Origin of the sequence: Sphingomonas fuzhouensis (assembly GCF_034659795.1) — a bacterium.
Classification (GTDB): domain Bacteria; phylum Pseudomonadota; class Alphaproteobacteria; order Sphingomonadales; family Sphingomonadaceae; genus Sphingomonas; species Sphingomonas fuzhouensis.
In genome coordinates, this window is the sequence record NZ_JAXSQY010000004.1 from 315,730 (window position 1) to 339,516 (window position 23,787).

14 protein-coding genes and 1 pseudogene are annotated in these 23,787 nt (G+C 64.2%); 9 read left to right on the top strand and 6 right to left on the bottom strand.

Translation table 11 applies throughout. The features are described from left to right. Window positions 1–114 precede the first annotated feature (114 nt). Window positions 115–432, top strand: coding sequence for a hypothetical protein (locus U1H82_RS11510; protein WP_322965057.1), 318 nt, complete (start codon window positions 115–117; stop codon window positions 430–432). A 161-nt stretch (window positions 433–593) separates the two neighbouring features. Further along, entirely contained in the window at window positions 594–2,846 is a 2,253-nt protein-coding gene (locus U1H82_RS11515; RefSeq protein ID WP_322965058.1) for a glycosyltransferase family 32 protein, read from the top strand. 120 nt (window positions 2,847–2,966) lie between these two features. On the opposite strand, the gene U1H82_RS11520 is transcribed toward U1H82_RS11515, so the two are convergent. Beyond that, window positions 2,967–4,187 (bottom strand): ROK family transcriptional regulator, encoded by a 1,221-nt coding sequence (locus U1H82_RS11520; RefSeq protein WP_322965059.1) that lies wholly within the window; start codon window positions 4,185–4,187, stop codon window positions 2,967–2,969. Between the two features lie 1,105 nt (window positions 4,188–5,292). Then, window positions 5,293–6,168, bottom strand: coding sequence for a DUF6528 family protein (locus tag U1H82_RS11530; RefSeq protein WP_322965060.1), 876 nt, complete (start codon window positions 6,166–6,168; stop codon window positions 5,293–5,295). Window positions 6,169–6,281: 113 nt separating this feature from the next. Between U1H82_RS11530 and U1H82_RS11535 the strand changes: the two genes are divergently transcribed. Both U1H82_RS11535 and U1H82_RS11540 read left to right on the top strand, forming a co-directional pair. Next, entirely contained in the window at window positions 6,282–8,966 is a 2,685-nt protein-coding gene (locus U1H82_RS11535) for a TonB-dependent receptor (protein ID WP_322965061.1), read from the top strand. 155 nt (window positions 8,967–9,121) lie between these two features. Then, window positions 9,122–10,249, top strand: a complete 1,128-nt coding sequence (locus U1H82_RS11540; protein WP_322965062.1) for a glycerophosphodiester phosphodiesterase family protein — start codon at window positions 9,122–9,124, stop codon at window positions 10,247–10,249. A 59-nt stretch (window positions 10,250–10,308) separates the two neighbouring features. On the opposite strand, the gene U1H82_RS11545 is transcribed toward U1H82_RS11540, so the two are convergent. Further along, window positions 10,309–10,806: a hypothetical protein gene (locus tag U1H82_RS11545; RefSeq protein WP_322965063.1), complete on the bottom strand. Its 498-nt coding sequence runs from the start codon at window positions 10,804–10,806 to the stop codon at window positions 10,309–10,311. A 136-nt stretch (window positions 10,807–10,942) separates the two neighbouring features. Between U1H82_RS11545 and U1H82_RS11550 the strand changes: the two genes are divergently transcribed. After that, window positions 10,943–11,755, top strand: a complete 813-nt coding sequence (locus U1H82_RS11550; protein ID WP_322965064.1) for a peptidylprolyl isomerase — start codon at window positions 10,943–10,945, stop codon at window positions 11,753–11,755. 50 nt (window positions 11,756–11,805) lie between these two features. Here U1H82_RS11550 and U1H82_RS11555 read toward each other — a convergent pair whose 3' ends face one another. Both U1H82_RS11555 and U1H82_RS11560 read right to left on the bottom strand, forming a co-directional pair. Continuing rightward, window positions 11,806–12,795: a FecR family protein gene (locus U1H82_RS11555; RefSeq protein WP_322965065.1), complete on the bottom strand. Its 990-nt coding sequence runs from the start codon at window positions 12,793–12,795 to the stop codon at window positions 11,806–11,808. Beyond that, window positions 12,792–13,361, bottom strand: coding sequence for an RNA polymerase sigma factor (locus U1H82_RS11560; RefSeq protein ID WP_322965066.1), 570 nt, complete (start codon window positions 13,359–13,361; stop codon window positions 12,792–12,794). Before U1H82_RS11560 ends, U1H82_RS11555 begins: the two co-directional genes overlap by 4 nt. Before the next feature lie 223 nt (window positions 13,362–13,584). Here U1H82_RS11560 and U1H82_RS11565 point away from each other — a divergent pair, with 223 nt between their 5' ends. From U1H82_RS11565 to U1H82_RS11580, 4 genes and pseudogenes are all read left to right on the top strand, one after another. Next, on the top strand, window positions 13,585–16,773 hold the full coding sequence (locus tag U1H82_RS11565) for a TonB-dependent receptor (RefSeq protein ID WP_322965067.1): 3,189 nt from the start codon (window positions 13,585–13,587) through the stop codon (window positions 16,771–16,773). Between the two features lie 205 nt (window positions 16,774–16,978). Next, window positions 16,979–19,846: a M16 family metallopeptidase gene (locus U1H82_RS11570; RefSeq protein ID WP_322965068.1), complete on the top strand. Its 2,868-nt coding sequence runs from the start codon at window positions 16,979–16,981 to the stop codon at window positions 19,844–19,846. Window positions 19,847–19,915: 69 nt separating this feature from the next. Next, the gene (locus tag U1H82_RS11575) at window positions 19,916–21,529 is read left to right on the top strand and encodes a peptide-N4-asparagine amidase (RefSeq protein WP_322965069.1); all 1,614 of its coding nucleotides are present in this window, start codon (window positions 19,916–19,918) and stop codon (window positions 21,527–21,529) included. A 729-nt stretch (window positions 21,530–22,258) separates the two neighbouring features. Next, window positions 22,259–22,495, top strand: a pseudogene (locus U1H82_RS11580) (hypothetical protein); the annotation flags it as partial. Window positions 22,496–22,523: 28 nt separating this feature from the next. Here the strand turns inward: U1H82_RS11580 and U1H82_RS11585 are convergent. After that, window positions 22,524–23,731, bottom strand: a protein-coding gene (locus U1H82_RS11585; RefSeq protein WP_322962882.1) for an IS3 family transposase whose coding sequence is annotated in 2 segments (ribosomal slippage) — window positions 22,524–23,407 and window positions 23,407–23,731 — 1,209 coding nt in all. Because the reading frame shifts where the segments join, the coding sequence is not laid out codon by codon here. Between the last annotated feature and the right edge of the window lie 56 nt (window positions 23,732–23,787).

A 23,787-nucleotide genomic window follows, 5' to 3' on the forward strand; every position in this document is an offset into this window, starting at 1 on the left:
GGCGCTTTCCCCACGTCAGCCATGTCGGGGAAAGCATGGCGGGTCCATCATACCCCGGCGGCGTTGTACCGCCGTCGTGCGCCGATCGTCGGCGTACGCACATAGGATGCCGTCATGCGTCGTGCGTTATTGTCCCTGATCCTGTTGCCCTCCCTCTGCGTCGCCATACCGGGCCATGCCCAACAGGCCGTCGAAACCGACAGCGAATATCTTCAGCATCGCGCGGCGTCGTTGAACGACCGCATCGACCTGGCCGTGAAGGACCATGCGCTGTCGAGGAAGAAGGCCGCCAAGCTGCACCTGTCCGTCCGGCAGGTCCAGACGACCGCAGGCCATCTCCAGGCGCGTACCGGCACCGTCAGCCGTACCGATGCCGACCGGCTCAACCAGCAACTCACGGATGTCGAGCGCATATTGACGCATCAGCCATAAGGCTGATCGTTTTCGTCCTTCGACGGTGTCCCCGGATTCGGCCGGGGGCACCGTTGTCGTCTTGACCGACTGCGCCCCGGATCGATTGCGATAACGCGATATTAAACACGCCCGTTTACCCTTCGACAAACAGCCCCACCAAGTCAGAAGGTAACGCCGTCATGATCCCCAAGCGCCTGCACGTCATCTGGGTTGGCGACGAAGCCAAGCGGCCGGACAATTGCATCGATACCTGGCGCGCGATGCATCCGGACTGGGAGTTCCGGCTGTGGGGTAATCAGGACTTCACCGCCACCCAATGGGTCAACCAAGCCCATATGGATGCGATGTGGGGGCGCGAACTCAATGGCGTCGCCGATATGATGCGCTGGGAAATCCTGTACCACCATGGCGGCGTGCTGGTCGACGCGGACAGCATCTGTGTCCGCCCGCTCCACGACCATCTCCTAGAGTGCGAGGCCTTCGCCTGTTGGGAGAGTGAAGTGGCGCGTCCCGGCCTGATCGCGGCGGGCTATTTCGGATGCGAGGCGGAAAATCCGTTCGTCGGCCAGATCATCAAGGATATCGCCGCCGAAACCAGCGTCGTCGACCGGATGGCATGGCAGAGCGTCGGCCCGCAGCGCGTGACCGACGCCTATCGCGCCTATGGCTATAACCGGCTGCGCATCTATCCGAGCCATTATTTCATCCCGGAGCATTTTACCGGCATCGCCTATGACGGCAGCGATCCCATCTATGCGCATCAACTCTGGGGATCGACGCGCGGCGCCTATGACGTGATCCACCAGCATTCGCTCGCCCCTGCGGCTACGCCCGCCCCCGCCGTGCAGCCGGACGCGCCGGTGGCGGTGGGGGACCCGGATCTGGAGCAGGGCCTGTTTCACCGCATCTGGTTCGGAAACAAGCCGATCCCGCCGCAATACGAGGCCTATTGGGCGGCATGGCAGCGGCAGTTCCCGGACGCGCGCTTCATCACTTGGACCGATGCCGATCTGCCGACGTTGACCATATCGCGCGAGAAGATCGAGACGGTATCCGTCATGCCGATGCGTGCCGATATCGCGCGCTATGAGATTCTCTATCGCTTCGGCGGTCTCTTCCTCGATTGCGACATCATGCCGTATCAGCATTTCGACGCCGCCGAGATGTCGCGCGTGCTGACCATATGCAATGAGGACGCCTCGACCGACTATTGTTCGATCGGCTTCATCGGCGCACCCAAGGGGCACGCGATCTTCCGCGAATTGCTCGACCATATCATGACCCACGAGCTCGATGAGACGCGTACCAACATGTCGACCGGGCCATGGCTGTTCGGTGCTTTCCTAAAGCGGCATGCGCACCGCCGCCTTAGCACCGAGGCGTTCTATCCCTATCTTTACGACCAATCGCTGGCCTCGGTCCGCCGACATGCGCTGGAGAACACCTTCGGCATCCATATCTGGGGTGGCTCCTGGCTGCCCGAGCCGGTCCGCAAGGCCAAGGCGATGGATCTGCTGCGCAAGGGCGATCTGGAAGAACCTGCCGGTATCCTGGCGGCTTATGACGATGAATGGTCGCAGGATATCGGTGTGCTGATCGCGGGCATGCGGGAGAACCGCACCAACAGCGTCGCCATGGCGGCCATTCTGAATCAGGATATGGCGATCGACGCGCAGGACCAGATCGCGTTCGAGTTCGGCAAGGTCGTCGCCTGGCTACTCGACCGCGATGGCGACCGGATGGTGTGGCAGATCGGCGCGGCCGACGGCATGTTGGTCGATCCGCTGCGGCCGGTGATGATCAATTACGATCCACCCGCAGTGTTGCTGGAGCCGAACCCCTATATGTTCGCGGCACTGGAGCGCGGCTATCGCAACAACCGCAACGCGATGCTGCTGCCCTTCGCCTACGGGACCGTTGGGGGGGAACTTATCCTCAACGCGATCAACCCGGCGAGAGTGGCGGAACTGGGCCTGCCGCGCTGGGTGATCGGCCTGTCCTCCATCTACGACGACAAGAATGCGATCGGCGGCAAGACGGTCGATGCGGCGACGACGCTTCAGATACAGTCCTGCATCGAAAAGATCGCGGTGCCGGTCGTCACCTATCAGGATGTGCTGGCCAAGACCGGTGGTCGCGCGGCGGATATCCTCGTCGTCGACGCCGAGGGCATGAACAAAGCGATCATCCTCGACATCCTTGCCCAAGGCGCATTGCCGCTGGTCATCCATTTCGAAATCCAGTGCCTCGAAGCGGACGAGCAGCAGGAACTGCTGGCGGCGCTGGAGAACGACTATGTGGTGCTTCGCTTTGGTAACGACATGACCGCCTACCGTTCCGACGTGATCGCGGACTATGCGCGGACGCTGTATATCGAGCATGGCATGCCTACGATCTACAGCAAGGGCCTGAAAATGCTGAACGGGCTGTAACCGGCGGCTCGGTGCCGGGGTGACGTCGAGCGTGGCCCATGGTGCCCATCGGCCCTCGGCGACCTTGCCGATATTGCGCCGATGATGCCTCATCCCGTGCCCGGATCGAACACGGCCCTTTCAGTCCGTCACGAACATAGGACCTGGGGCAGGATCGAAGAACGCGGCGCGTAGCGGCAGGGTCGCTGCGCCGATCGCGGCGGCGTCGCCATCGATCGTCGAGGGCACGATCCGGGCGGCGGGGCGATGGAAACCGCGCCGGTCGGGATTGGTGAAGCATATCCGGTCGGCGATCCGCGACGCCAGGGATGCGGGCAGGCGACCGCCCAGCACGATCGCCTCGGGATCGATCGAGGCCGATATGGCCGATGCGACGAGGTTGAGCGACGGCAGACAGCGGTCCAGCCACATATCGACCGCGGCGTGCCCCGCATCGAATTCCGCCAGCATCGCATGGAGGTCGGGAAACAGGACGCCCATCGACTGAAAGCTCTGTCGCAAGGCTTCCAGATTCGGTTGCGGCCAGTCGACGGGCAGGATCGACGCGAACTCTCCGGCATTGCCGTGCCGCCCGCGCAGCGGACGCCCCTGGGCGATGATCCCGCCACCGAAACCGGCCGAGAAATAGAGATAGGCGAAGTCGCGCACGGTTCGCCCATGCCCCAGCATCGCCTCGCCGATCGCGGCGACATTGCCGTCATTGTCGATCCAGACCTTCTCGCCCAAGGCCTCGGCCAGGATGGTGTCGAGCGGCACCAGCGCCCATGGATCGAGCAGCCGGGGTGGATTGAGCCGTGCCCCGTCACCGATGAAATAGCCGGTGACGCCGACGCCGATACCGACCAGCGCCGAGCGGTGCCGCCCCGTCTCGGCGATAGCGGCATCGATCATGCGGCGGATCTGCCGACACGCTCCGGCGATCTCGATATCGGCGAGGGGTTTGCTTCGTGCGACCGGAACATGGCCAGCCAGATCGAGCAGGACCAGCGACACCGCATCGGTCATCACCGACAGGCCGATCGCGAAGGCCGCGGCGGCGTTCAGCGTCAGCTTGGCCGCCGGCTTGCCGCGCCCGGCCGCGACCGGAACGGCTTCGCGCAGCAGGTCCCGCGCGATCAGCGGTTCGACCAGGCGCGTGATCGAATGCGGTGCGAGGCCGGTGAGCCGGGCCAAGTCGGCGCGGCTTGCCGAACCTTGGCGCGACAGCAGGTCCATGAGGACCCGTTCGTTGGCGGTCGCGGTGCGCCGTCCATCCTCGCGCAGGAACTGGGGCGGGAATTCGCCTGCGGATATTGCGGTCATCCGGCAGGCAAAGCTCGCCATCGGCGTACTGTCAACCATGGCAGGAACAGCGCCGCCGTCAGGAGACAGGCCGTGGCGGTAGCGACGGAGAAAGCCGTATATTCGCTGTGCGTGAAGACCGGCACGCCTCCCAGTCCGCCCGCAAGCGCCAGGCCGGATGCGCCGAGCGCCAGCTTCGACGCCATGGCATAGATGCCATAGCCGCGCGGACCGACCGACAGCACAGGCAGCATCGCCCAGCCGATCAGATTGGTCGCGCCCATGACCAGGCCGAGCAACACCAGCATCACGGGGCCGGTATGCCAGATCAAACCGGTCGACACCGCGCTTGCGATGACAAAGGCGATCGCCAGCATCCTCAGGCCCTGGTCAGAGGTCGCAAGCCGTATCGGCAACAGCGCGGACAGCGTTCGCCCCAGGATCAGCCATAGCAGGATCGCCGTACCGCCTTCCCCGCCATGCCAGTCGGCGGGCAGGTGCAGGATCGCCTTGGCCAGTGCCGCCAGCGCGACGATGCCGATCACGCTGGCGGCGAGAAAGCGCCAGGGCAATCCTCCTCCCCGCTGCCCAGGCTTTGGGGCGGACAGGGGAAAGGCGACCAGCAACGGCACCATGGTCGCCCCAATCAGCAGACTGGCCCCTGCAAGGCCGGACAGGAGCGGTACGACGCCCGCATCGCCACGCACGATCGCGGCGGCGATGACCGAGGCGAGCGCGGTTCCGATCGTCCGTCCGCGCGACAGCGCCAGCGCCCGGCGCGGCGTGTCCCCCAATCGGGTCAGCAGCGCATTGTGCGGCACGTCGCATCCGGCATAGGCGATGCGGAACACCAGGGTCGCCATCATCACCGCCCAGGCTCCGGCGGGGGCGAGCAGCACGCTGGGCGGAAAGGCGAGGCAAGCGACGACCAGTCCGCCACCCGCCAACACCGCCGCATGGCGGGGGCGGCGCGCCAACCAGAGGCCGACGCCGAAGTCGGCCAAGGCATTCGCCGCCAGCCCGATCAGGAAGACCAGCCCCGCCGTCATCGGATCGAGCCCATAGACCGATACCAGCAGGTACAGGGTCAGCAGGTCGCTGGCCGTCCATAACAGGCTCTTGCCGAAATGCGCCGCGCAATAGAGTGCGCAGACCCGTCGCCAGCTTACCGAATCCAGCGGACCTTGTAGAGCTTCATCCCCGGCGTCTCGATCCGGTGCGGATTCCCGGTGTCGCGATCGGCGATGGTGAAGCCATTTGCCCACCAGCTGTCCTCCGCCTGCACCCATGCCATGCCCCCTTGCGCCACGCTGACCGCCTTGACCCGCAGCTTCGGGTTCAGCGCCGCGATCGGCGTGAAGCGGCCCTCTTCAGGATCGAAACGCCATACGCCGTCATCGGTCGTGACGACATAGCCGCCCTCCGGTGTCGCCGAAAGATCGTGGCCGTCGTGGCGGCCGGGCAGCGTCCAGCGGGCCGTCTCGGTCAGGCGGGGCTTGCCTCCGTGGGGATCGAAGGAAAAGGCCTGGATCAGGTCGTGCGACAGGGCGAACAACCGCTTCCGCCGCGCGTCCCATACCGCGCCATGCCCGGATGGCAGCGGTACGCTGAGAAGGGGCGTTTCGCTGCGGGACAGTTTGTAGATTTGCAGTCGATCGCCCTGCGGGTTGATCGATAGCGCCACCGCGGCATAGCCGCCCGGCAACAGGTCGGCCGAATGGGCCATCGGTGCCTTGGCGCGGAAACGGACCCTGCCGGTCGTGCGATCGATCAGCACGACCCCGCCGGTCGATGCGGTCACCAGGATCGCCTTGCCATCCTCCACCGGCTTGCAATCGTCGATATGGGCCAGCAGCCTGGTGCGATAGGCATCCGGCAAGTCGGCGGCCTGCGCGGCGGTCCAGCGCCACGTCTCGCGCGCATGGTCGCCCGTCACCGCATATTCGCGAATCTGGTCGTCGCCACAGGCATAGAGTCGCTCGGCCGCCATCGCGCCGGAGCTGGCCGAGAGCGCGAGCAGAGCAGTCAACATACGGAACATAGGCACCTTTCCTGATCTGGCTTGCCGACGATTGCGCGTCACGCCGCTTCGTCATAGTTATGTCACCTATAGTGAGTAATAGGCGTTCGACCTGTTCGGGGAAAGAGGGGATTATGATGAAAGCGTCACTGGCCATGCGAAGCGTATTGCTCCTGTCGTCGGCACTCGCCGCGCCGGTCCATGCCCAGACGGCCTCACCAGTGGCTGCATCGTCGCCATCGGCGGGGGCGGATAGCGACATCGTGGTGACCGGCGCGCGTCTGCAGGCGGTCCGCGAGATCGAGGCCAAGCGGGAGATCCCCGTCATCTCCGACAGCATCAGTTCGGACGAGATCGGCACGCTGCCTGATTTCGGGCTGGGCGAGGCACTGACCCGCGTGCCCGGCGTGTCGACGATCCAGAACAACGCGCGCGGCGAGGCGCAATTCCTGTCGATCCGGGGACTCAACGCCGATTACAACCTCGTCCAGATCGATGGCGTGTCGCTACCCGCCAATGAGGTCGGACGGCGCAACGTCTCGCTCGATGTGATCCCTTCGTCGCTGGCGTCGCGGGTCGAGGTCTACAAGTCGCTCAATGCCGCGATGAACGGCAATGCCATTGGCGGCATCGCGAATCTGCGAACCCGCAGCGCCTTCGACCGGGGCGGCAAGCCGTTCGTCGGCGGCCGTTTCGACATCGGCCAATGGGATTTCGAACGGACGCGCGGCAAAGCCACGCCCTCGGGCCAGGCCGAGCTGGTCGGCTCGACGACGTTCGGACCGGATCACAAATTCGGTGTGGTGCTGGCGGGCAGCTATTTCCGCCGCGACTCCGCCTCGCTCAATTCGGCGAGCGACAATTATCTGTACTTCGATCCCTCGACCGGCACGCGGCTGACCTCGCCGGCCAACGACGTCTCGAACGCCTTCGTCGCGCCGGACCGTCGCCGCTGGCTTCACTATGACAATGTCCGCCAGCGTTATGGCGTGTTCGGCAAGCTGGAATTTGACGATCATCGGATGTTCAAGGCGGCGGTGACGCTGGCCGATTTCCGCCATACCAATGACGAGGAACGTCAGTCGAACCTGGTCACGGCCAATACGGCGGTGACCAGCGCGACCAATCGCTATACCAACTTCAGCGGCGTGACCGCGACGGGCGGCAACGTCGCCAATGCCAGCGGGCAGGTCGATCTGGTCAATTACTACCAGACCCGCCGGATGCGCTATGCCGATTTCCGGGGCGAGCTGTCTCCGGGCGATCGCATCCATGCCGATTTCGGCGTGAATTACGCGGTGGCAACCTATCGTCAGGATGCCCGCCTCGCCACCTATCGCATCGCGAACACCAACAATCTGGCCTATGCCTATACGATCACGCCGGGTCAGTTCACGCAGTTCAACTTCACCAACCCGGCCTATGTCGCGAACCCGGCCAATTACCGCCAGTTCGAATATGGCACGACCGCCGAGGACCAGCGCGAGAACGCGCTGACCGCGCGCGCCAATATCGGTTTCAATATGGGGGCGGAGGATCGTGGTTTCGGTGTGGCGACCGGGGCTTTCGCCCGTTTCCTCGACCGCCGCTATGACTATGTGCTGGACAATTACCGGACGAACAGCGCTTCCAATTATCTGCTCTCGGGCGTGCTCGCGCCGGAAAGCTATACACCGTATAATGGCGGCGGGCAGAGGATGCTGTTCGTCGATCCGAGCGCGGCGCGATCCTTCTTCGACGCCAATCGTAGCGGCTTTACGGCCAATTCCGCCAATGTCGGCAACAGCCTGCAGTCCGATTACAACCTGACCGAGAACATCGTCGCCGGCTATCTGATGGCGCGTTACGCGCTCGACACCGCGCGGCTGACGGCGGGGGTCCGGTTCGAGGACACGACATTGACGACCGGCTCTTATCAACTGCGGGACAAGGCCTATGCCTGGGGGCAGCAGGGCCAGCATTATCAGGACTGGTTGCCCTCCGCCCAGTTCGACTGGGACCTGACCGACCGCCTTCGCTTCCGCGCGGCCTATAGCCGGACGCTCGGCCGCCCCAATTACGACGACCTTGCCGCGCGCGAGAGCGTCAACATCAACAGTTCGACCGGCGCGGTCAGCATCACGTCGGGCAACCCCGACCTCAAGCCGCGCCGGTCGGACAATTATGACCTCAGCCTGGAATATTACGCTAACCGCGACGTGCTGTTCTCCGCCGCGCTGTTCCGCAAGGACATCAAGGACGAGATCATCACCGTGCGCAACCAGGCGACCGAGCTGTTCGACGGCGCGCAGCAGCTCGTCACCCGTATCCGCCCGGTCAATGCCAGCAGCGCCAAGGTGCAGGGTATCGAACTGAACGCGGTCGTGGCGCGGATGCCGTTCCTGCCCGGCCCGCTGTCGGGCCTTGGCGTCTCGGCCAACGTGACGCTGCTCGACCCCACGCCGCCACAGGTGACGCTGTCCGACGGTGTGACCCGCCGTCGCCTGTCCGGCCTGTTCGAAAGCGCCAACACGGTCGCCAACGTCAAACTATTCTATACCGCCGGGCCGGTCACGGTACAGGGCGCGTGGAACCACCTGTCGCCGATCCTCTATTCGGTATCGACCACCGATCCGCTCGGCGACCGGCGCTATGCCGCCAGCGACCTGTTCGACGCGCAGCTTCGCCTGAGGCTGAGCCGACACTGGACGATCGTCGCCCAGGGCAAGAACCTCACCGACTTCCGTCCGCAGCGGATGTTCGGCCCCGATTTCGGTCTGTTGCGCGAAGAAATCGACAATGGTCGCGCCTTCTATATCGGCGCACTCGTTCGGTACTGATGCGAGCGGCGGCATGGACCGCGGTCCTGCCGCCGCCCTTGAGAGTCGCATCCCGCGTCACAAAGACGAAACCGAGCTGCTCTAGCGCCGCCGACGTCAGAACGAATCCGTATCCACCCGTTTTCAAGCGCCTGCGCTCATTCAGGGAGAAACCGATGTTCTATCACCGTCGTCTTTTCCGCTATGCGGCCTGCACCCTGGCGTCTGCTGTGGTCCTATTGGGCGCGCAGCAGGCCAGCGCCGCGACGTGCCAGTCCGCCGCCTATCAGATGGCGGAAATCATGAACACGCGCGCGACTGGCGACACGCTGTTCCTGGCGCATCGCGGCAATTGGGGGCCATATAACCGCAACGACAACACCATCCCGGAAAATTCCATCGCATCGGGTGCATCGGCCAACGCCGACTGCATGGACGGCATCGAATATGACGTGAAGGAGTCGAAAGACGGCGTCCTCTATCTGATGCACGATTTCAACCTGGGCCGCACCACGGACATCTACCGCTTCCAGTCGGGCGGCAAATATGATCCGATCCACGACACGGGCGCCAACCCGGCGGTCAGCAGCACGATGGCGACCCAGCTCGACCGGCTCACCTTGCTGCTGCCCAATCGGTCGGGCTTGTCGGATCAGGGCCTGCCCCGCGTCAGCAAGGTGCTGGAGACCTATACGGGCGATCGGTGGTCGACGCCGATCATCTTCGACACCAAGACGACCAGCGCGGTGCGGATGCTCGATTCCCTGGTCGCGGGGCTGGTGCCGAACGGCGGGGAGGTGATGGGGGTGAAGGTCAACGCGACCCTCTATCCGACGCCCCAGTCCTTCTGGCGCGACAGCAGCCACCTGAAGGTCATTCCGGTCTTTACCACCAACATGCTGGGCAAGATCAGCGTCGCCGACGCCTTCAACGCCTGGTCCAGCCGGGTGCGGACGATGGAGATCAACGTCAAGCAGGCGGGCGGCCTGTTATCCTATCAGAAGGATCAGGCGCTGAACAAAGGCATCCGTGTCGGCGTGTTCCAGGCGATCCCGGACGGTCCCTATGCCGACACCTTCTACAAGAACACGGGCGCGTGCTGCTACAAGCTGTCGGATCTCTATTACACCTATTACGTCAATCGCCAGGTGGCGGGGCGCGACACCGATGATCGGCGCGGGCAGATGCCCTTTCTGGTCCAGCAGCATTTCGGCCTGATCACCACCGACGACCCCCAGGGCACGGTCCGCTACCTGTCACGCGCGGGCAAGCGCCAGAACCATTTCCAAGGCTATTGGGGCTGATCGCGTCCGACCGATGAGCCGGTGGGCGGACTTTGCGCCACCCACCGGATTGCGACAGGTCAGTGGGCTTGGCGTGCGATCCGGAAGCGCAGGCGATATTGATCGGGGCCAAGTTCCTCGATCTGGATCGGCTCCGTCAGGCCGTGGCCCGCCCGTGTGAGGATCGTCGGCATGTCCTGCTGGACCAACTGCGAAAATGCCAAGTCGTCGAGTGGCGCTCCGGCCGCGTTCGGCTGGGCCGACACGACGCAGATATCGGCATCGCACTCGCTCCTGACCGCGCGCAGCATGGGCAGATATTGCGACACCATCCGGTCGACGCCCGCCGCGTCCAATATCGCTGGCAAGGGCTTTGCCGGATCGGCTTCCGGGCGTTCACGATGCGGCATGTCTTGTCCGCGCGCGGAGACGACCACGATCCGGTCGTTCGACGACGTGCCATCGGCGGGCCCATGGTTGCGCATCAGGAAGGCACCGATGCCAGCCAGGACGGCCAGTCCTGCCACCATGGCGAACGGCTTGCGCGAACGACGGACATCGACAAGTGAATTCGACATGATCCACCTCTGCAAGTTAAACCGCATTCTTGTCGGCTGCGACTGTAATCCGTCAAAATGAAGCTTTTATTATGCTGATGATTCTCCAATCAATGGGAATGCTTCCAAAATGAGGTATCTTCGTTCTGGCATGATAATGATGGCCATGACCGTCATGGCCATTGTTGCAGTTCCGGCGCAGGCGCGGACTGGATTGAATATGGCGGATAAGAATTCAGATTCCGTCGCCAAAATGCTGCATTCTCGAACGGATTTTTCCTGGCTCTTCGATCCCATGGTACTCGAACATATCGAGGTCACGGATTCGGACAGGCATGATGCCCGACAGGTGATGGGGCTGGCGAATGTTGCACGATCCAAAGGCTTGGCCGACCGAGCCGATGTGCGCGCCGCGCGTGCCGCAGCGGATGACCTGATCCTGGCGGAGGCGGCCCGCCGCAGCCTGGTGGATTCCATTCGACCGACCGATGCCGAGATCGCGCAACGGATCGCGGCCCATCCGGGGCGGTATGACGAATATCGCCTGCGCCACATCTTCGTCGCGGTCGGCCCGACCCGCGACGGCAAGCGCCGCAGCGAAGCCGATGCCCTGGCGCTCGCACGGCAAATCCGCGCGCGGATCATGGGCGGCGAGCGCTTCGAAACGGTCGCGGAGGCCGCGTCGGAGGATGGCTCCACCGCCGCCGAGGGCGGCGCGCTCTCCGAACTGCTCGGCGTCACGATGAACGATGCCTTCTTTCCCTATGTACAGGCATTGCCCGTGGGCGGGATCACCGAACCGGTACGCGGACCGGAAGGTTTCCACATCCTGAAACTCGACGCCCGCCAGCCTGCCAGCCCCGCCTCTGCACGCTATTGGGTAGAGCAGGATATCCTGAAGGAGGGCCTGCCCGCCTTGATCGCCGAAGCGATCGCCTCCAGTAAGAAGGCCGTTCGGCCCCCTTCATGATCGCGAATATCGCCTTGCCGCTGTGAGCCGTATCGCCTCCGGAGGCGACCTCAGGGGTCTACCAGAATTTCGTTTTCACGCTGGCGAACCTCAAGCCCATAGGCCGATTGAAGCAGGTGAAGGAAACCGGTGCTGTTGTCGATCTGGAAGGTGCCGCCGATGCGGATATTGGCGACGGCGGGGTCGTCGATTCGAATGGGGAGCGTCGAATAGCGGTTGAAGTCCGCAACGGCGTCGGCAAGGCGGCGATTGTTGAAAATCAATACGCCGTCCCGCCACCCGGTCATGGCGTTGACCTGATCGGGGGCGGCGAGCGCCACCAGCGTGCCGTGCGATTGCGCATAGGCGATGTCGCCCTTTCCGATGACCGCGGCACGGCTGCTCGCGCCGTCGATCGCATCCTCGACGCGGACCCGGCCGGACAGCACCGCCACCGTCACCTTTTCGCCGTCCCGCCGGACGGTGAAGCGCGTACCCAGCACCGTGACCGTACGGGGTCCGGCATGGACGATGAACGGATGATCGGGGCGATGCGCGATATCGAAATAGGCCTCGCCCTTGTCCAGCCAGACCTCGCGCGTATCGGCATCCTTTGCGGTTCGGACCACGGTGGCGGTATTGAGCTGAACCCGGCTGCCGTCGTGCAGCGCGATCGTCCGTTGCCCGCCGACCGGGGTCTGCACCAGCATCGGCTTCGGCGCCGGAGCATCCGACGGGCGGGTGCGCAGCGTGACGGCACCGATCCCAACCACCAGGGCCAGCGAAGCGGCGACCGCGCTGGCGATGGCGGGCCGGTTCTTCACCCAGTGGCGCCAGGGCCGGGCCCGGCGCGAACGGGGCTTTGCCGGTTGGAAGCCCAGCGCACCGATGCGATCCGCCGCGGCCCAGCCATGGCGCAGGCGCCAGAACGCCGCCTTGTGCGCCATTCCTTCGTCCAGCCAAGACCGCAGGGCATCGCTATCCTCGGCGGACCAGTCGCCGCCTTCCTGCCGGGCGATCCACTCGGCGGCCGTCTGTTCGATCTCGCTGGCCCGGTTCATTGGCGGCGGACCTTGCTGGCGCCCGGCGTGGCACCCCGCCGGATCTTGCCGGTGCCGCCCAGCATCGCATCGGCCATGGCGCGGATGCCGAGCACCAACTGCCGCTCGATCGTGTCGATGCCGACGCCCATCCGCGCCGCCGCCTCACGCGTCGACAATCCTTCGATCTTGCGCAGCCGTACCACCTCGCGACACCGCGGGGGCAGCCGTTCGATCCCGTCCTGCGCACGGCGCAGGGCGTCGCGGGCGTCGAGATGCCGGTCGGTCGCCGACAGATCGATGGCCTGGTCGACGCTTTCCATGTCGGCATAATGTTCGAACTGCACGATGCGTTCGCGCTTCGCACGGTTGACCAGGATGTTGCGCGCGATCGTGAAGACATAGCCCGCGGTATTGGCGGGCAGTTCCTGCCGCCCGCCGGTCAGCGCCGCCTCATATATGTCCTGCCGGATATCCATGATCTGTTCGGTCGTCCGCCAATTGCGGCGCAGATAGCGGGTCAGCGACGCTTCCAGCGGAAGCACCTCGTCGCAAAACCATCGCTCCAACTGCGCGTCGTTCACCATCGGCCGTCCAAACTACTCCTTCGTGAAAGCCGTCTCGCAGCACCATGACAACCGGCTCATGCAAAACCGTAACGGGAAATAGCCGAGGGCACCGCGCATGCCAAATTTATCCGGAAGTTCCACTGCCGTAAAATTTTTTGAAATTCCACGTTACGGATTCGTGATGCCGAAATGACAATCTTGCCGGAGCGGCATGAAAATATGCCGTCAGGGGGGCTATCATATGAAGAAGAGCATGGTTGCGATCGCCATGGGGGCGACTGTTCTGACTCCGTTCGCGTCGGCTGGCAGCGCCGCCGCGCAATCCGCACAGCGCACGCCGCGCAAGGCGGCGACCGAGCGGTTCGACATTCCGGCCGGGGGGCTGGCCGAGGCGTTGCAGGCGTGGAGCAAGATCACCAAGCGCGAGATCGTGTACCGCATGGACGATGTCGGCCGTAAGACGACGGGCGGCCTGCACGGCAATTACGAGCCGATGTTCGCGCTGAGCGGCCTTCTGGCCGGCACCGGGTTGAAGGTCGTCACGACGGAGGACGGCGCGGTGGCCCTCGCCCCTTTGGCCGGAGACGAGGTCGATACCAGCGCGACGCCTGACATTCTGGTGCAGGGCAAGCGAAACTGGTCGCTCAATACCGGTATCGAGCGCACCCAGGACGACAGCCAGCCCTTCATCGTGATGGGGCGCAAGGAGATCGAGCGCAGCGGCGCGCCCAACCTGGAATCCTTCCTGCGCAACCAGTTGAACGTCAATACGTCCCCGGTCGTGGCGAACCAGACGATGGCGGGCGGATCGGACCGAACGCAGGCTCCGGGGATCAGCAGTGCCATCAACCTGCGCGGCATCGGCCTGCGCGACACGCTGATCCTGATCGACGGCCGTCGCCAGCCGGGCGTCAATCTGGGGACCGGCGACATCAGCCAACCGTCGATCACCGGCATTCCGATCGCGGCGGTTGAGCGGATCGAGGTGCTCGCCTCCTCCGCATCGGGCATCTATGGCAGCGGCGCGTCGGGCGGCGTCATCAACATCGTGCTGCGGCGCGATTTCAAGGGCGGCGAACTGGCGCTCAACTACGACAACACCACCGATTTCGCGCAGGGGCGCGGCACGATCGACCTGACCGCGGGTATTCCGATCGAGAACGGCCGGACGCGCATCTCGATCACCGGCAACTGGACCAAGTCGGACCCGCTGCTGTACGGCGACCGCCAGAACCTGCGCCAGCGCGGCCTGGACGCGATCCTGGCCAACGATCCGTACACCTTCTACGGCGCATACCTCAGGCCACCGCAGGGGGCGGCCGTCAATTTCAAGAGTTCGAACAGTACGCCCCTGAAGCTGAAGCCCGCTTATGGCGGCCAAACACTGTCGAGCGCGTTCGGGAATGTCCCCGCGGGCTATGCGGGCCTACAGGCATCGGGCGTCGGGCCGCTGCTGGCGGGTATCGGCGGCTATAATTTCGATCAATCCGATACCGCCTCCGGTGCCGGCGCGCGCGCGCCGCTGATCTACGGTGTCGATCAGTATAGCGGGTCGCTGGCGGTTCGCCGAACGTTCAATTCCTGGCTCACGGGCTATGTCGAGACTGCGGGCTCGCGTTCGTCGGGCACCAATATCTATGCCAACAGCGTCACCTCCTTCAGCCTGTTGGCCAGCGCGCCGAACAATCCGTTCACGCAGAACCTGACCATTACGCTGCCCGGAGATCCGCGCTACGACGTCCGGCGCCGTAGCTCGGTTTCGACCTTCCGCACCCTCGCGGGCGCGATCGTCAAACTGCCCTGGGAATGGCAGGCGGTGGCGGAAGTCGCCTATTCGCAATCCACATCGGTGCGACAGGAGTCGCAACCCACCCCCGATGAAAACGCCATGAGCCTGCTCGCAACAGGTCGGATCAACGCACTGCGCGACGTCCTCAATGGCGCGCCCCTGAACCTCCCGTACAACCAGGTGCCCTACAATAGTCGGGAAGAAAACGGGCGGGCCTCGAACATCGCGCCGTCGCTGCGCCTCGCCGGACCGCTCCCCTTCACGCTGCCGGGCGGGACGCCGCAGATGACGCTCAATGCGGAGGTGAATTACCAGCGGATCGACGCGATCAAGGGCACCACTCTTACCACGCTGAACGCAGTGACCACGCTTACGCCCAGCGCCACGCAGACCGCGAAGTCGCTATATGGCGAAGTCGTCTTCCCGATCCTGGGCAACCAGCACCAGCTGCCGCTGATCCGGCTGCTCGAGCTGCGCGTCTCGGCCCGGCATGAAAATTACAAGGGCGACGGCGCCGACCCCTATACGTGTATTCAGGACACGGTCCCGGGGCAGTATGACTATTTCGCGGAGTGCCCGCCGGCGGGGACGATCATTCCCCGCTCGACCACGCGCAATTCGCACACCGACCCCAGCGTCAGCCTGCTCTGGTCGCCGGTCGACGGGGTGACGCTGCGCGGGTCGTACACGACCGGCTATCTTCCGCCGCAACTCAACCAGCTGGTTCGCTTGAATCTGGACCAGATCGCCGTCGCCGTGGCAGATTCGGCACGCGGTGGCGAACCGATCGGCGATACGAGCCTCGGCTTCGGCATTGGCTTCGTTCCCGGATTCGGCGGGGGCAACCCCAATCTTCGCCCCGAAGTGTCGAAGACCTGGACGGCAGGCGTCATCCTGAAGCCGCATTTCATCGACGGCCTGCGCTTCTCGGTCGACTGGACCCGCCTGCGCAAGCGCGACGTCTATTTCAGTCCCCTCATGCTTATTACCTCCGCGCTCGGTGGCACACAGGCGCAATTCGATCTGTTCCTGAAGGACAATCCCGACCGCGTGATCCGGGGGCCGGCGTCGGGTGGCTTTGCGGTTGGGCCGATCACGTCGCTCGACCTGTCACTGGTCAATCTGAAGTCGCTGGTCACGGAGGCGTTCGACTTCACGCTGAACTACGACACGATGCTGTTCGGCGGCACGTTGTCGGCGGTCGGGCGTGCGACCTATGTCGACAAGCTTGCCATCCAGCCCTTCGCCGATGCGCCCGAGGACGATTATGCCGGCGTCGTCACCCGCGGCTTCGCGGCGGCGGCCGGGTCGTCGGGATCGCTCCGGTGGCGCGGCAGCGGTTCGGTGCAATGGACCAAAGATGCGATCAGCTTCGGTTGGCAGACGCGCTACATGAGCGGCTATTATCTGCTGCCGACCCACGAAGTCATCTCTGCCCAAGGGTCCGCCAAGGTCAGCAGCCAGATGTATCATGACATGAACATCACCTACCGGCTGCCGACGATCACGATACGGGCGGGCATCAACAACGTGTTCAACCGACTGCCACCGCTCGATGCGACGCAGGACCCGCTTTACTACAGCGCCTATGGCGACCCCAGGCTCCGGAACTTCTATCTCGGCGTCACCAAGTCGTTCTGACCGACCATGCCGATGCGCTTCCCCTGCACAGCGACGGGGCGGCGCATCGCTATGGCTCTCCCGCGCGCCACGCACGAGCGGCAAAAAAGTTCCCCAGTTTTGTTACGGGTTTGCGGACGCCGCCTGTCTTTTCTCCATGACGGCTCCGCATTCCGCTGACCCGGCACCGCGATGGCGCCAGCCCCTTATGATCAAGGAAAAGTCGATGACCCCGCGTATGATGTTACTGGCCGGTGCAGCGTTGATCCTGACGCCCGGCATCGTTACCGCCGCACCGGAAAAGGCGACCGCCAAGGCGTCGGCCACCACCACGGGCACCTATACGGCGCCGCGAAACCTGGTGAAGATGGTCGAGGATTTCAAAATCCCCTATCAGACGTTCACGCTGCCCAACGGGCTGAAGGTCATCGTCCTGACCGACCACAGCGCCCCGATGGTCTACACCAGCGTCAACTACAAGATCGGCTCGACCTTCGAACCGGCGGGGCGCAGCGGCTTTGCGCATCTGTTCGAGCATCTGATGTTCAACGGCAGCGAGAATGTACCGGGCGATTATTTCACGCATCTGCGTGATGCCGGCCTGATCGACATCAATGGCGGCACCAGCTTCGATTACACCAATTACTATGAAGTGGTGCCGATCGGCAGCCTCGACCGTGTGCTGTTCATGGAAAGCGACCGGATGGGCCACCTGCTCGGTGCGGTCACCCAGGAGGTGCTGGATGAACAGCGCGGCGTCGTGCAGAACGAAAAGCGCAACGGCGACAACAGTCCGACCAGTATCATGGGCTATGCCCGCCGCGCCGCCCTCTATCCGGCATCGCACCCCTATGGCCACAGCGTCATCGGGTCGATGAAGGACCTGAACGCCGCGTCGCTGGCTGACGTGCATCAGTGGTTCAAGGACTATTACGGGCCCAACAACGCGACGTTGCTGCTGGCGGGCGACATCGACCTCGCCACGGCCAAGGCCAAGGCGATGCAGTATTTCGGCAGCATTCCGCGCGGTCGCGAGAATGCACCGCCGGTCGCAGCCGTGTCGGTGCTGAAAGCCCCGATCAATCAGGTGCTCACCGGACCGGTGTCCACCGCCACCATCTCGCGGGTATGGCCGGTGCCGGGCGCGCTCGACAAGGGCAGTTTCGCCCTCGACGCCGTTGCCAGCCTGATGACGAGCATCGACGGGGCGCCGCTGACCGAAAAGCTGGTGCGGCAGGGCAAGCTGTTCAATTATATCAGCGCCAACAATTTGACCTATCGCGGGGTCGGTGAATTCACGATCGGCGGTCCGGTCCGGGAGGGTGTGGACCCACAGGTCGCCGCCCGCGCACTGGACGCCGCCATTGCCGACTTCCTGAAGAGCAGGATCACGGCCGACGCACTCGATCGCTGGAAGAGTACCCAGATCATCCCGACGATCCGCAACAACGAACTGCTGGAGCCGCGCGCCGAACTGTTGATCCAGCGGGACAATATCTACGGCACGCCTGGTGCGTACAAGGACGATCTGAAAGCCTATCTCGCCCTGACGCCGGAGCAGGTGATGGCGGCGGCGAAAACCTGGCTGGATCGCCCCGGCTATCGCGCGATGCTGAAGCCCGGTCCGCGCATGACCCCGCCGGGGGATGAGAACGTTGCCGGCAAGGAAGTGGCCGATGCGCCCAAGGCGGCGATCGTGCCGCCGCAGACCGGGACACGCGGCCCCCTGCCGGCGATCGGTGCGGCCGATCCCGTCCACTTTCCCGCGATCGAGCATGCCACGCTCGCGAACGGCATCCCCGTCACCTATGTCCGACAGCCGACGGTGCCGTTTACCCGCGCCAACCTGAATTTCGACGTGGGCACCGTCGATGATCCAGCGGGCAAGCGCAACGCGATCCGTTGGATGTTCCAGATGCTCGACGAGGGCGCGGGCGGTCATGACGACCATTGGTTCAAGCAGCTGAAGGAACGCACCGGTGCCTCGTTCGGCGGCGGCGCGCAGACCACCGATTCCGGCGTCTATTTCGACGCGCCGACCGCCTCGCTCGGTACGGCGCTGGACACCATGATGCTGCTGCTGACGCGTCCGGATTTCCCAACGGATCGCCTGGAAGAGATGCGGCGCGACGCGATGTCGCGTGTCGCCTCGGCCCCCAAGAATCCGGGCGCCCTGATGGCTGCGGCGTTCGCGCAGGAGCTCGCGCCCGGCACGCCCTATGCCGCGGATAATGCGGTGACGACGGCGGCCGAGGTCAACGCGATCACCCGCGCCGACCTTCAGGCCGCGTTCCAACGCTGGGTGCGGCCCGACGAGGCCAGACTCACCATCGTATCCGACCAGCCACTGGCGGCCCTGCTGCCCCGCCTGAATGCGACGCTGGGCAGCTGGAGCGTGACCGGGCGCGGCCCGGCCCCCAAGGCGATCGTACCGAAGCCCGCGCTGGCGACTGGCCCCGCCAAGATCGTGCTGATCGACATGCCCGATCAGGTGCAGGCCACCATCGCCGGCGGGCAACTCGTCGATCTGCCCCGCAGCGACGAGGCGATCGCTCCGCGTATCGGCAATCTGGCGCTGGGCAGTGGCTTCCTGTCGCGCATCAACATGAACCTGCGCGAAGACAAGCATTGGAGCTATGGCGCGTCGGGCAATTTCGAGACGGGCGACCTGGGATCGGTCTACCGCGTCGATACGCGTGTTCAGACCGACAAGGCCGGCCCGGCGATCTCGGAAATCCAGCACGAACTCAACGCCATCCTGACCGACAAGCCGGTCACCCGGAAGGAGTTCGACCAGGGTGTCGCCAACATCCTGCGTCAGAGCGCTTTCAGCTACCGATCGGGCGCTTACATCATGGCGGCGCTCCTGCAGCTCGAGCGCAATGGATGGCCGGACGACTTCTACAATGGCTTCACCGGCCGGTTGCAGGCGCTGACGATCGACGACGCCAACGCGGCGCTACGGCGTCATCTGCAACCGTCGAAATGGGTCTGGACGGTCGTGGGCGATGCCAAGGCGATCCGGCCGCAGCTCGACAAGCTGGGCCTGCCGGTCGAGGTCGTGACCCCGGCCCAGGTGGTGGCCGAGAAGTAAGCGGCAGGCGGGGCGGGGGCGTTATGCGTTTCCCGCCCCGCCGTCTCGATCGGTACTGGATAGGCCGCGATGATTCCCTTGCTGCTCTTCGCCAGCGTCATCACCGGGCCGGAGCCCATCGGAAACCGGGTCATCGACCTGACGCCCCCGGTTTCTCGCCCGGACACGCCGCGTTGCGTCGTGACCTTGTTCGAGCGCCGCGAATTTGCGGGCGAGACGCCGCTGCCCATCGCCTATCGCCCACCGGCCGAGTGTCCGGGGCCATGGCGCAAGGTCGTGCTGGAGGCTGATTTCGATGTGACCGCAGGCACCCAGTTCGATCGCACCGCCGATCTGACGCTGGGTGGCGCGACGCTGTTCGTCGGCACCACCATGGAGCCGGACGCGCATTATGCACCGCACTGGCATGTCGAGCGCGACGTGACCGATGTCGCCGCTGTGTTGCGGCACCCCGCAGAGGGCGTGGCGGCGCTGGCCAATTTCATCGACAAGGATCATGACGGCCGCGTCTTCTGGCGCGCTCGGCTGGTCTTCTACGGCGGCAAGCAGGCCGAGCCGTACCGCGTCGTCCTGCCCGTGACCGGGGGGCTGACGCGGCTCGATGCGCAACAGCCGACATTCAACCGGACGCTCGACCTGCCGCGCAACCTGATTCGACTGGAGATGGACCTGTTCGCCATCGGGCAGGAGCGGGACGAGTTCTGGTATGATTGCGTCCCCCCCGGTTTCGCCGCGCCGAATCCGTTCGCGCCCACCGCCTGCGCCGCGCCGCATCGCGAGGTGGAAGTGCGCATCGACGACCAACTGGCGGGTATCCACGCGGTCCAGCCCGTCATCTTCACCGGCGGCATCAACCCCAGCCTGTGGCGCCGCGCGCCCGACCTTCACGCCCTCAATCTGCCATCGGCGCGGCTCGACCTGACGCCGTTCGCGGGGCTGCTCAACGACGGCAAACCGCATCGGATCACGCTGACCATGCCGGGCGTCGGCAATTCCTTCCGGGTGTCGGCAACGCTGATCGGCGAGGTCGATCCGACGCGGGCCGTGGTGCCGGGCGCGGTCATCGCCAACCGCCTTGCGCCCGCGTCCGTCACGACGCGCCAGATACAGCCCGGCCGCCGGGCGGACCTCACCGGAACGTTGCTGACGACCGCCGAACGCTCGGGATATGTCGAAGGCTATATCCGGACGAGCCGGGGCCGCGTGACCACGCGCGTCGCCTATGCGCTGGACGCGCAACTGACCAGCGTGCGCGACACCGGTAAATCCGACAAGCGATACGAGGCCCGCCAGTCGATGACCGTGACGAACCGTGGCCGCAAACCATCACGTCACCATATCGACGAACATGACAGCTTGGCGATCGCGATCCATGTCGATCCGCCATTGTACGGCGTGAAATATGGGACCCAGATCATCCACACGTCCGAGCGAATGACACTTGGCGAAGGTGAACGGGATAGCTCGCAAACACTGGTTCTTAAAACCTTTGCGCCTAGCTCGTCGGTCTTTTCCGCCCCACGGTCCCAACCAAACCCAGTATCTGCGATGTCGCTGAGCCGCCACCCGGGTCAGCCCTGTCAGCGAACGGAAGCGACGCTTGAGGACGACCTTGTCACCCAGTCCGCAGACACCGCGTGCTTGGTTCCACCGCTTCAAACACCGGGCCACCCGCCCTTTTGATCCGAGTCCTCCGGACCTATCAACCATGCGTATCAGGCGAGCGCAGCCACGCGGCGCTTCCCAACCGGAATAAAGACCGTCTGAAAGCGCGGTTCTGGAATCCACGCCGGGCCAGAGCGATGCAATCTGCGTGCATGGTGTACATCGAGGGACATGTCCGGGAGCAGGCGTTGCGGCTGCCCGCGTCGGACGAGAACTATTTGGCGGTGGACAAGGTGGCTGGGGCGTCACCGGCATCGATCCAGCTGGCCCGATGCTGGATCTGGCACGCTCGGCATTACGCGATGATGCCGGTCGCGGCGATAGTTTACCTTACCACTTTCTTTGCAATTGTAGTGATTTAACCCATGATCGGGAAAGGTCTCGGGCGACACCATCGGGCTGCAATCGGCACGAGGCCGTTGCTCAAGAAATTGCTTTTTCAATGTTTTTTGGGGGCTTACAGGACTCATATCTTTCGATGTAGGCCGCAGAAAAGCTCAGGTTTTAGCCAGCGTCGTAATTCGTGGCCCCCACATGACCCACATCAAATTCGGTCCCATTTTTGGCGTCGAACCTGCGTCGATTGGGACACCGTGTATTGCATCTAAACTTAATGAGATTGGCGATTCGGTGTGCCTTAAACCTTTCGTCGGGGGGCTACCGGCCACCCTCAGAAAGGGGAACCATTCATATTGTCTCCGATGGCCTGGTTTTTGATCCCCAGCGATTGCGGCGCGTTGTTGCGCTATGGCGCGCAAGATGAAGGTATTCCGCACACCGATAGGGTTCCACGACGCCTATGTCGCAGCGCCTAGCCAAAAGGCCGCATTGCAAGCCTGGGGTGCGGATGCGGACCTGTTCGCTCGCGGTATGGCGGAAGAGGTTACTGACGCCACGCTGATGAAAGAGCCGTTGACGCACCCGGGCCAAGTCGTCCGCAAAATCCGTGGAACCATGGATGAGCATATGGCCGCTTTACCAGCTGATCTGGCCCCCGTTTGGCCGGACGGATTCAAGCGGTTGCAGAAACCATTGCGCGATGCTCGCGCGGGGAACGCATTTTGAGCCCTGAATGAGGGTGGTTGTCGTTGTAGTCTTCGATCCATCCGGCAAGCGATGTCAACGCGGTGAGTGCATCGGGTAGCGACGAGACGCGGACGTAATCGCGTTTGAGGGTATGCACGAAGGCTTCGGAGATGCCGTTGGATTGCGGGCTGCGGACAGGGGTGAAGCAGGGTTTGAGCCCGAGTTGCCGGGCAAAGGTCCGCGTTTCGCGGGCGGTATAGGCCGAGCCGTTATCGGACAGCATCTCAACCGGCGCGACCGTGCGCATACCGCCGAAGCGGGCCTCCACGGCTTCCAGCATGATGTCGCGCACGTCCGAACCGCTGATGCCGGCATTGGTGACGGCGTGCCAGGCGATGATCTCGCGGTCGTGGGCGTCGATGATAAAGGCGCCGCGCACGACCTCGCCGTTCCAGCAGGTGAACTCGAACCCGTCCGAGCACCAGCGCAGGTTCGAGCGGATCGCCACCACGACGCCGTCATGACCGTAATCGGTTCGCTCGGTATAGCGCCGCGCCAGCAGCAGGCGGTTGGCTGCCATGATGCGGTAGACGCGTTTGTGGTTGACCGGCACCAGTCCTTCGGCGCGCTGCTGTCGATTGAGGACCGCCGCGATGCGGCGGTAGCCGTATGTTGGCCGCTGCGCGGCGATCTGGCGAATGCGGGGCAACAGGTCCGCGTCGTCGGCCTTCGTGTATGGCCCGCGCGTCTTGGTGCTGCCGGTCAGGCGGTCGTACACCGTCGAGCGTCCGACGCCGAGCGTGCTGGCGACCAGGCTCACCGGATAGTCTCCGGCAGCGGCGAGTGCATGAGCAAGCTCGCTTTTTTTGGGCGCGAGCGCTCCAGCGCCTCCTTCAGTATCTCGACCTCCAGCGTCTTGCGGCCGAGCTGGCGCTCCAGTTCGCGGATGCGGGCTTCCATCTCACGGACCTGACGGTTGCTGGTTACGTCATCGTCGCCGACGATCGCGACGCTTCCGCCTTCCAGCATCAGCCGCCGCCAGCGGTACAGCAGGTTCGGGGCCACGCCATTGCGGCGCGCCACCACCGATATGCTCTCGCGACCATCGAGCGTTTCCTCAACGATCCTCAGCTTCTCGGTGGAACCCCAGTGACGACGCCGACCGCCGTCGGTGATGATCTCGGACACGGACATAAGCCTATGCTCAGGGGATAGCCCCAAGCCTCCTTCTTAGGCTTGAATCCGTCCGG